This is a genomic window from Micromonospora sp. NPDC023814 (assembly GCF_040639595.1).
Classification (GTDB): domain Bacteria; phylum Actinomycetota; class Actinomycetes; order Mycobacteriales; family Micromonosporaceae; genus Micromonospora.
The window spans coordinates 96,116-105,110 of the sequence record NZ_JBFAAF010000022.1 but is presented as its reverse complement, the minus strand read 5'-3'; the positions used below and the strand labels follow the sequence as shown (position 1 = coordinate 105,110).

Annotated in this window: 5 protein-coding genes and 1 tRNA gene; all 6 read left to right on the top strand. The window is 76.3% G+C overall.

Translation table 11 applies throughout. The features are described from left to right. Nucleotides 1-359: 359 nt before the first annotated feature. The 6 genes from fdh (at nucleotide 360) to selB (ending at nucleotide 8,979) form a co-directional block, all read left to right on the top strand. The gene (gene fdh / locus AB0G14_RS14825; RefSeq protein WP_357697457.1) at nucleotides 360-3,656 is read left to right on the top strand and encodes a formate dehydrogenase; all 3,297 of its coding nucleotides are present in this window, start codon (nucleotides 360-362) and stop codon (nucleotides 3,654-3,656) included. Then, nucleotides 3,646-4,593 carry a 4Fe-4S dicluster domain-containing protein gene (locus AB0G14_RS14820; protein ID WP_357697455.1) on the top strand — a complete coding sequence of 316 codons (948 nt, stop codon included), beginning with the start codon at nucleotides 3,646-3,648 and terminating at the stop codon, nucleotides 4,591-4,593. Before fdh ends, AB0G14_RS14820 begins: the two co-directional genes overlap by 11 nt. Next, the gene (gene nrfD / locus AB0G14_RS14815; protein WP_357697453.1) at nucleotides 4,590-5,747 is read left to right on the top strand and encodes an NrfD/PsrC family molybdoenzyme membrane anchor subunit; all 1,158 of its coding nucleotides are present in this window, start codon (nucleotides 4,590-4,592) and stop codon (nucleotides 5,745-5,747) included. Before AB0G14_RS14820 ends, nrfD begins: the two co-directional genes overlap by 4 nt. 45 nt (nucleotides 5,748-5,792) lie before the next feature. Continuing rightward, a tRNA-Sec gene (locus AB0G14_RS14810) sits at nucleotides 5,793-5,888 on the top strand. Between the two features lie 19 nt (nucleotides 5,889-5,907). Further along, a complete protein-coding gene (selA, locus tag AB0G14_RS14805; RefSeq protein ID WP_357697451.1) occupies nucleotides 5,908-7,212 on the top strand; it encodes an L-seryl-tRNA(Sec) selenium transferase in 1,305 nt (434 codons plus the stop codon). A 3-nt stretch (nucleotides 7,213-7,215) separates the two neighbouring features. Then, nucleotides 7,216-8,979, top strand: a complete 1,764-nt coding sequence (gene selB / locus AB0G14_RS14800; protein WP_357697449.1) for a selenocysteine-specific translation elongation factor — start codon at nucleotides 7,216-7,218, stop codon at nucleotides 8,977-8,979. Nucleotides 8,980-8,995 lie beyond the last annotated feature (16 nt).

The window sequence follows — 8,995 nt, the reverse complement described above, 5'->3', positions numbered from 1 at the left end:
CGCGCAGACGGTGCAGGTGTCGGCGTACCCGGACCACTACGCCCAGTGGGAGCAGCAGGCCGCCGACCTGGTCGCCGAACACTGGAACAGCTGACACACAGACATTCACCACAAGGGGGATCGCTGGCCGGCACCCGACACGGGCGCCGGCCAGCGGCACGTCCACCCGACATCGCCCCGCCCCCGAGCCGATCCGGCTCGGGGGCGGCGCTGTCTGTCTGCGTACGCCAGATGGCGACGTCGCGGGCGCGGACGGTGACCGTCGGGTGGTGATCGGAGTCTGGGGTCGCGGCCGGGTGCGGGCTGCCCTAGTGTGCGAGGGGTCGACGGTGTTCGGGCCGGGGAGGGGGTGTCGCGGGATGGGTCTGCGGACCTTCATCGAGGGCTGGCCGGTCTACCGGCAGCTCACCGGCACCGACCCGCTGGGCCGGGGCGCCGCCGCGCAGTCGGCGCGCTCGGCCGGGCTGACCGCGCGCACCGAGACCGCCGACCGGACGGCCCGTTCGGTCTGCCCCTACTGCGCGGTCGGCTGCGGCCAACGTGTCTACGTCTCGGACGGCCGGGTCACCCAGATCGAGGGGGACCCGGACAGCCCGATCTCCCGGGGCCGTCTCTGCCCGAAGGGCTCGGCCAGCAAGAGCCTCGTCACCAGCCCGCTGCGGCAGACGAAGGTCCGCTACCGGCGCCCCTACGGCACGGAGTGGGAGGACCTGGATCTCGACGTCGCGGTCGACATGATCGCCGACCGGATCCTCGCCGCCCGCGCCGAGACGTGGGAGGACGTCGACCCCACGGGCCGGCCGCTCAACCGTACGCTGGGGATCTCCAGCCTGGGCGGGGCGACGCTGGACAACGAGGAGAACTACCTCATCAAGAAGCTGTTCACGGCGATGGGGGCGCTCCAGATCGAGAACCAGGCGCGCATTTGACACTCCGCCACCGTCCCCGGTCTGGGGGCCAGCTTCGGTCGCGGTGGCGCGACGGACTTCCAGCAGGACGTCGCCAACGCTGACGTCATCGTCATCCAGGGCTCGAACATGGCCGAGGCCCATCCGGTGGGCTTCCAGTGGGTGATGGAGGCCAAGCGGCGCGGCGCCAGGGTGTTCCACGTCGACCCGCGGTTCACCCGCACCAGCGCGCTGGCCGACACCTACCTGCCGATCCGCGCGGGCTCCGACATCGCGCTGCTCGGCGGGGTGGTGCGGTACATCCTGGAGAACGAGCTGGACTTCCGGGAGTACGTGCTGGCCTACACGAACGCCGCGACGATCGTCAGCGACCGGTTCGTCGACGCCGAGGACGGCGACGGGTTCTTCTCCGGCTTCGACCCGGAGACCGGCAGCTACGTGCAGGACTCCTGGCAGTACGCGGGCCACGAGACCGACTCCGGCAGCGGGCACACCGCGAAGGAGCGGGACACCGCGGCCGGGCTGCTCCACGAGTCGCACGGCGCGCAGGTGAGCGGCCGGGTGGAGCGGGACGAGACGTTGCAGCATCCGCGCTGCGTCTACCAGATCCTCAAGCGGCACTTCGCCCGCTACACCCCCGAGATGGTGGAGCGGGTCTGCGGCATCCCGCAGGAGAGGTTCCTGGAGCTGGCCCGGGCGTGGGCGGAGAACTCCGGCCGCGAGCGCACCGGCGTGCTGATCTACTCGGTCGGGTGGACGCAGCACAGCGTCGGCGTGCAGTACATCCGCGCCGGCGCGATCATCCAGCTGCTGCTGGGCAACATGGGCCGCCCCGGCGGGGGGATCCTCGCCCTGCGCGGGCACGCCAGCATCCAGGGCTCCACCGACATCCCGACGCTGTACAACCTGCTCCCCGGCTACCTGCCGATGCCGCACGCCGATCACACCACCTTCCAGCGGTGGGTGGACAGCTTCCGCCGCCCCGGCCAGAAGGGTTCCTGGGGCGACGCCGGCGCGTACGCGGCCAGCCTGCTCAAGGCGTACTGGGGGGACGCGGCGACGCCGGAGAACGACTTCTGCTACGGGTACCTGCCCCGGATGACGGGCGATCACGGGACGTACCAGCAGGTGCTGAACATGATCGACGGGAAGGTGAAGGGCTACTTCCTGCTCGGGCAGAACCCGGCGGTCGGCTCGGCGCACGGCCGCGCCCAGCGGCTGGGCATGGCGAACCTGGACTGGCTGGTGGTCCGCGACCTGTTCATGATCGAGAGCGCCACGTTCTGGCGCAACGGCCCGGAGGTGGCCGCGGGCGAGATCGTGCCGACCGAGTGCAGGACGGAGGTGTTCTTCCTGCCGGCCGCGTCGCACGTGGAGAAGGAGGGCACCTTCACCCAGACCCAACGGCTGCTGCAGTGGCGGGAGAAGGCCGTCGACCCGCCGGGCGACGCCCGCTCCGAGCTGTGGTTCTTCTACCAGCTGGGGCGCCGGCTGCGGGAGAAGCTGGCCGGCTCCGACCTGCCGCGTGACCGGGCGCTGCTCGACCTGGCCTGGGACTACCCCACGCACGGTCCGCACGCCGAGCCGAGCGCCGAGGCGGTGCTGCGCGAGATCAACGGGTACGACGTGGCGACGGGCCGCCCGCTGTCCACGTTCACCGAGGCCCGCGCCGACGGCTCGACCGCCGTCGGCTGCTGGATCTACTCCGGCGTGTACGCCGACGGCGTCAACCAGGCCGCCCGGCGCAAGCCCCGGCACGAGCAGGACTGGGTGGCCGCCGAGTGGGGCTGGGCCTGGCCGGCCAACCGGCGCACCCTCTACAACCGGGCCTCCGCCGACCCCCAGGGCCGGCCGTGGAGCGAGCGCAAGCGCTACGTCTGGTGGGACCCCGACGCCGGGGAGTGGACCGGCTACGACGTGCCGGACTTCGAGCGGACCAAGCCGCCGACGTACCGGCCGCCGGAGGGCGCGGCCGGCCCGGAGGGGATCGCCGGCGACGACCCGTTCGTCATGCAGGGCGACGGGAAGGGCTGGCTGTACGCGCCCAGCGGGGTGCTCGACGGGCCGCTGCCGACGCACTACGAGCCGGCCGAGTCGCCGGTGCGCAACCCGCTCTACCGGCAGCAGGCCAACCCCACCCGCAAGGTGTACGCGCACCCCGCGAACTCGGTGAACCCGAGCCCGCCGCAGGAGCACAGCGGGGTCTTCCCGTACGTGTTCACGGTCAGCCGGCTCACCGAGCACCACACGGCGGGCGGGATGAGCCGCACGGTGCGGACCCTGGCGGAGCTGCAACCGGAGATGTTCGTGGAGGTGTCGCCGGAGGTGGCGGCCGAGCGGGGCCTGGCGCACCTGGGTTGGGCACACCTGGTCAGTGGGCGGGCGGTGATCGAGGCGAAGGTGCTGGTCACCGACCGGCTGGCCCCGCTGCGGGTGGACGGCCGGGTGATCCACCAGGTGTGGCTGCCGTACCACTTCGGGTTCGAGGGCCTGGTGACGGGCGACTCGGCCAACGACCTGTTCGGGATCACCCTGGACCCGAACGTGCTGATCCAGGAGAGCAAGGTCGGCACCTGCGACGTGCGTCCGGGGCGGCGGCCCACCGGGGCGGCCCTGCGGGACCTGGTGGCGGACTACCGGCGGCGGGCGGGTATCGTCCCCGGCCATCCGCCCGCGACCCTCACCCCGGGGGCGTTTCCGGCGCCGGCCCCCACCGACGGCGCCGGGGAGGACCGTGATGCTTCCTGACCCGAACAGCCTGTCCGGGCCGCTCGATCCCGCCCCGGACGCGGGCTGGGTCGACGCCCCGCCCCGGATGGGATTCTTCACCGACACCAGCGTCTGCATCGGCTGCAAGGCGTGCGAGGTGGCCTGCAAGGAGTGGAACGACGTCCCCGGTTCGGGGCTGGACCTGCTCGGTATGTCGTACGACAACACCGGCGCACTGACCGCGAACTCGTGGCGGCACGTGGCGTTCGTCGAGCAGCCGCGCCCGGCCGGGCACCGCGGGCCGCCGTCCGCCGGTGCCGCGACGGCCGGTCGGAGCGCCGGGCCGGAGTTCCTGGGCATGCCCGGGGCGCAGCCGCCGGGGCGGGCCGGTGGCGCGGAGGGGCGCAGCGACTTCCGCTGGCTGATGATGTCCGACGTCTGCAAGCACTGCACCCACGCGGCCTGCCTGGACGTCTGCCCCACCGGGGCGCTGTTCCGCACCGAGTTCGGCACGGTGGTGGTGCAGGAGGACATCTGCAACGGCTGCGGCTACTGCATCTCCGCCTGCCCCTACGGCGTCATCGACCAGCGCAAGGGCGACGGCCGGGCGTGGAAGTGCACGCTGTGCTACGACCGGATCGGCGCCGGGAAGACCCCCGCCTGCGCCCAGGCGTGCCCGACGGAGTCCATCCAGTACGGTCCCCTCGACGAGCTGCGGGAGCGGGCCGCCGCCCGGGTGGCGACCCTGCACGAGCGCGGCGTCACCGAGGCGCGGCTCTACGGGCACGACCCCGACGACGGGGTCGGCGGCGACGGCGCGTTCTTCCTGCTGCTCGACGAGCCCGAGGTGTACGGCCTGCCCCCGGACCCGGTGGTCACCACGCGGGACCTGCCGAGGATGTGGAAGCGGGCCGGCCTGGCGGCCCTGGCCATGGCGGCGGCGGCCGTCGCCGCGTTCGTCGGAGGTTCCTCTTGAGTCCGGACCGCCCGGTGGGCGACCTGTTCCGCCGCTTCCGCGATCGTCTCGACGCCGGCGTCCCCGGCGGACCGGCCGGCCCCGGCGATGTCGCCGCCGGCTCGCCAGGGGCGCCAGCCGACGGGTCCGGCGCGGCGGCCGGGCTCGCGCAGGCCCGTGCGCCCGGAGGCACCCGGCGGCGGGGCGGCGGCCGGCGCGGCGGCGAGGAGCTGACGGTCCCGGAGGCCGAGTTCACCTCCTACTACGGCCGGCCGATCCTCAAGGCGCCCGTCTGGAAGTGGGACATCGCGGCGTACCTGTTCACCGGCGGGCTGGCGGCCGGCTCGTCGCTGCTGGCGGCGGGCGGGCAGGTCACCGGGCGGCCCGCGCTGCGCCGCGCCGGCCGGGTCACCTCGCTGGTGGCGGTCACCGCCAGCGCCGTCTTCCTGGTCAAGGACCTGGGGCGGCCGGCCCGGTTCCACCACATGCTGCGGGTGGCCAAGCCGACCTCGCCGATGTCCGTGGGCACCTGGATCCTCAGCGCCTTCGGCCCGGCCGCCGGGATCGCGGCGGTCGCCGAGGGCGCGGCGTGGCTGCCCGAGCGGGGGCCGCTCGGGCTCGCACGTCGGCTGCTGCCGCCGGTGGGGCACGCCGCCGGGCTGGCCGCCGCGGCGACCGCGCCGGCGCTGGCCACGTACACCGGCGTGCTGCTGGCCGACACGGCCGTGCCGTCCTGGCACGAGGCGTACCCGGAGCTGCCGACCGTCTTCGCGGGCAGCGCGCTGGCCAGCGGCGCCGGCGTGGGGCTGATCGCCGCGCCGACCGCGCAGGCCGGCCCCGCCCGCCGGATGGCGGTGGCGGGCGCCGCCCTGGAACTGTTCGGCGCGCACCGGGTGGAGACCCGGCTCGGGCTGCTCAGCGAGCCCTACCGCACCGGGCGGCCCGGCCGGCTGCTGCGCGCCGGGCGGGCCCTGACCGCGGCCGGGGTGGCCGGCGCGTTGCTCGGCCGGCGCAGCCGGGCGGTCTCCGCCCTGTCCGGGACGGCCCTGCTGGCCGCGTCGGTGGCCACCCGGTTCGGCATCTTCTACGGCGGCGTCGCCTCGGCGAAGGATCCGAAGTACACGGTGGTGCCGCAGCGGGAACGCCTCGACCGGCGGCGCGCCGCCGGGGGTTGACGCCCCACCGTTCACGCCCACCCGGGCTGTGGTTCACTGCTGCGTGGAGGCGTTCAGGCGGCTGGTGCCCCTCCCGGTCTTCAAAACCGGTGTGGCCCGGGACCCGGGTCAGGCGGGTTCGATTCCCGTCCGTCTCCGCCAACTTGCCGGAAGAGGGGGCATGGGGGACGTCGCAGCCGATCCGCGCCGGCGGGTGCCGCGCACCGACGCGCTGCTCGCCGACCCCCGGCTGACCGCCGCGGCGCAGATTCTGGGGCGGGACCGCGTCAAGGCCGCCGTCCGGTGGGCGCAGGAGCGGGCCCGCCGCGGCGAGATCACCCCCGAGGCCGTACGCGACGCCGCGCTGGCCGCCCTGCCGGCGCCCGCGCCCCGGGCCGTGCTCAACGCCACCGGGGTGGTGCTGCACACCAACCTGGGCCGGGCCGCGCTGTCGCCCGCCGCCGTCGCGGCGGTCACCGCCGCCGCCGGACACACCGACGTCGAACTGGACCTGCGCACCGGCCGGCGGGCCCGGCGCGGCCGCGACGCCCTCGCCGCCCTCGCCGCCGCGGTGCCCGCCGCCGGCGCGGTGCACGTGGTCAACAACGGCGCCGCCGCGCTGGTGCTCGCCGCCACCGCGCTCGCCGCCGACGCCGAGATCGTGGTCAGCCGGGGCGAGCTGGTGGAGATCGGCGACGGGTTCCGCCTGCCCGAGCTGCTGGAGAGCACCGGCGCGCGGCTGCGCGAGGTGGGCACCACCAACCGCACCACGCTCGACGACTACGCCGCCGCGCTCGGCCCGCGTACCGGCTTCGTGTTGAAGGTGCACCCGTCGAACTTCCAGGTCACCGGCTTCACCTCGGCGGTGCCGGTGCGGCGGCTGGCCTCCCTCGGCGTGCCGGTGGTCGCCGACATCGGCTCGGGGCTGCTCGCCCCCGACCGGCTGCTGCCCGACGAGCCCGACGCGGCCGGCACCCTGCGGGCCGGCGCGGCCCTGGTCACCGCCAGCGGCGACAAGCTGCTCGGCGGGCCGCAGGCGGGGCTGCTGCTCGGTGCCGCCGACCTGGTCGAACGGCTGCGCCGGCACCCCCTTGCCCGGGCGCTGCGGGTGGACAAGCTGACCCTGGCCGCGCTCGCGGCCACCCTCGCCGACCCGGTCACGCCCACGCGGGCCGCGTTGCACGCCGACCCCGGCGCGTTGTGGGAGCGTACCGAGCGGCTGCGTGACACCCTCGCGGCCGACGGGTGCAAGGCGGAGGTGGTGCCGGCCGGCGCGGTCGTCGGCGGCGGCGGGGCCCCGGGCGTGGAGCTGGACTCGTGGGCGCTGAGCCTGCCCGAGCGGTACGCGGAGCCGCTGCGCGTGGGCGACCCGCCCGTGCTCGGCCGGGTCGTCCGCGGGCGGCTGCTGCTGGACCTGCGCTGCGTGCCCGCCGACGCCGTCGCCGTCGTCCGCGCCGCCGTGCTGCGCGTGTCGGGGGACGGCTGAGACGTGTTCGTGGTGGCCACCGCCGGGCACGTCGACCACGGCAAGTCGACCCTGGTCCGGGCGCTGACGGGGATGGAACCCGACCGGTGGGCGGAGGAGCGCCGCCGGGGCATGACCATCGACCTCGGCTTCGCCTGGACCGCCCTGCCGTCCGGCGGGACGGTCGCGTTCGTCGACGTGCCGGGGCACGAGCGGTTCGTGCCGAACATGCTCGCCGGCGTCGGCCCGGTGCCCGCCGCGCTGGTCGTGGTCGCCGCCGACGAGGGCTGGATGCCGCAGTCGGCCGAGCACCTGGCCGCGCTGCACGCGCTCGGAGTGTCGTACGGCCTGCTGGTGGTGACCCGCGCGGACCTGGCGGACCCGGGGCCGGCGGCGGCCCGGGCCCGGGCCGAGCTGGCGGCCACCTCCCTCGGCGCGGTCGACGCGGTGGCGGTCAGCGCGGTGACCGGCGCCGGCCTGCCGGAGCTGCGCGCGGCCCTGGACCGGCTCGCCGCCCGGCTGCCCGCCCCGGCGGCGGACGCCCCGGTGCGGTTGTGGGTGGACCGCGCGTTCACCGTGCGCGGCGCCGGCACGGTGGTCACCGGCACCCTCGGCGCCGGCCGGCTACGGGTGGGCGACGAGCTGGAACTCGCCGCCACCGGCGAGCCGGTGCGGGTGCGCGGCCTGCACCGCCTCGGCGAGGCCCGGTCGGAGGTCACCGCGGTCGCCCGGGTGGCGGTGAACCTGCGCGGCACGCCCCGGGGTCGGGTCGGCCGCGGCGACGCCCTGCTCACCCCGGGCCGGTTCCACCGCACCGACCTGCTGGACGTCCGGCTGACCGGCGACCCCGCGGCGGAGCTGCCCGCCACCCTGACCCTGCACGTCGGCGCGGCGGCGGTGCCCGCCCGGGTACGGCCGCTGGGCGCGGACACCGTCCGGCTGCGGCTGGCCCGGCCGCTGCCGCTGCTGGTCGGCGACCGGGCGCTGCTGCGCGACCCGGGCCGGCACCACGTGGCCGGCGGCGTGACCGTGCTGGACGTCGCGCCGCCGCCGCTGACCCGCCGGGGCGCGGCGGCTGCCCGCGCGGCCGTGCTGGCGACCGTGGACGGCCGGCCCGACCTGGCCGGCGAGCTGCGCCGCCGGGGCCTGGCCCGCGCCGCCGACCTGGTCCGCACCGGCGTCGAGGTGACCGGGCGGCCTGTCGTGGGGGACTGGCTGGCCGACCCGGAGCACTGGCGGCGGCTCGGCGCCCGGCTGGGCGGGGAGGTGGCCCGGCACGCCCGGGCGCACCCGCTGGAGCCGGGCGCGCCGGTGGAGCTGCTGCGGCGGCGCCTCGACCTGCCCGACCGGGCGCTGGTCGAGGCGCTGGTCCGGCCGCCGCTGCGGCTGCATGCCGGCCGGGTCACCGCGGCCGCCGCCGACGCGCTGCCGGAGCCGGTGGCCCGCGCCGTCGCCCGGGTCCGCGCCGAGTACGCCGACCGCCCGTTCCGGGCTCCGGAGGCCGAGCGCCTGGCGGACCTGGGTCTGGGGCCCCGGGAGATCGGCGCGGCGGTGCGGGCCGGTGCGCTGTTGCGGGTCGCCGAGAACGTGGTGCTGCTGCCCGGCGCGGTCGACGAGGCGGTGCGGGTGCTGGCCGGGCTGCCGCAGCCGTTCACGCTCAGCGCCGCCCGACAGGCGTTGGACACCACCCGCCGCGTCGCCGTGCCGCTGCTGGAGTTGCTGGACCGCCGGGGCGCCACCCGGCGGCTGCCCGACGACGCCCGGGTCGTGGTCGCGGTCCCGTCCTGAAGCCGCCCCGGCGGGG